This window comes from Aeromonas sp. S18(2024) (assembly GCF_041402525.1).
Classification (GTDB): Bacteria; Pseudomonadota; Gammaproteobacteria; order Enterobacterales; family Aeromonadaceae; genus Aeromonas; species Aeromonas enteropelogenes.
In genome coordinates, this window is the sequence record NZ_JBGLQV010000023.1 from 1 (window position 1) to 1,239 (window position 1,239).

The 1,239-nt window shown below is 56.1% G+C and carries 1 protein-coding gene; it reads left to right on the forward strand.

Annotated features, from left to right (window positions below; translation table 11 throughout):
• The first annotated feature begins 68 nt into the window (after positions 1–68).
• Positions 69–1,231 (forward strand): IS3 family transposase gene (locus ACB034_RS20795; protein WP_371173651.1). Its coding sequence is split into 2 segments (ribosomal slippage): positions 69–324 and positions 324–1,231, totalling 1,164 coding nucleotides; the frame shifts between segments, so codons are not numbered across the junction.
• Positions 1,232–1,239 lie beyond the last annotated feature (8 nt).

The following is a 1,239-nucleotide window of genomic DNA, read 5'->3' on the forward strand; positions in this document are numbered from 1 at the left end:
TGTAGTGGTCTAATCATCCCGGACACCATTTTAGGTGGTACAGTCGCCACCCAGACCTGAGGTGTTCAATGACAAGATTACGTCGCTCATTTACTGCCGAGTTCAAGCTGGAAGCCGCATCCCTGGTGCTCGACCAGGGATATTCTGTCCCCGAAGCCAGCCGTTCACTGGATGTCGGTGAAACCGTGCTTCGCCGCTGGGTTCAGCAGCTTCAATCCGAACGAACTGGCACAACCCCGATCAGCAAGGCGCTGACCCCGGAACAGCAAAAAATCCAGGAGCTGGAAGCCCGTATCAACCGGATCGAGCGCGAAAAGGACATTCTAAAAAAGGCTACTGCTCTCTTGATGGCGGACGAATTCACACGTACGCGCTGATAGACCGATTAAGGGAGCAAGCCCCCATCACCCTGGTCTGCTGCGCTTTTGATGTTCCCACGTCCTGTTTTTACGACTATCAGGCTCGCAAACGGGTGATTAACCGTGAGCGGATGCAACAACGCAGCGAGTTGCGCCGCTTGTTCAAAGCGAGCCGGGACTCGGCTGGCAGCCGCGCCTTGATGTCGATGATGCAAGAGTTGGGACATCAGATTGGTCGATTCAAAGTGCGCAGTCTGATGAAGGAAGCCGGGCTGGTATCCAAGCAGCCCGGCGCTCATCGCTATCAGGTTGCCCGGTCTGAACGACAGGATATTCCCAATCTGCTGGCCCGTGAATTTGATGTTCAGCAGCCCAATCAGGTGTGGTGCGGCGATATCACCTACGTCTGGACCGGTGGCCGTTGGCATTACCTGGCAGCTGTGCTTGACCTCCATGCCCGCCGGGTCGTGGGCTGGTCGATGTCTGACAAGCCCGATGCAGAGCTGGCAGTAAAAGCGCTCGAGATGGCCTATCAGCAACGAGGTTGCCCATCAGGCGTGCTGTTTCACTCCGACCAGGGCAGCCAATATGGCAGCCGGGCATTTCGGCAACGGCTGTGGCGCTATCGCATGACCCAGAGCATGAGTCGTCGTGGTAACTGCTGGGATAACGCCCCGATGGAGCGGTTGTTCAGGAGCCTGAAGTCAGAGTGGCTCCCTGTGACGGGATACATGAGCCTGCGGGAAGCGAAACGGGATATCAGTTATTACCTGATGGATTACTACAACTGGCGGCGTCCACATCAACACAATGACGGGATACCGCCAGCAAAAGCCGAAGATCGGCCTAACCAAGTGTCCGGATTTAGTTGACCACTACA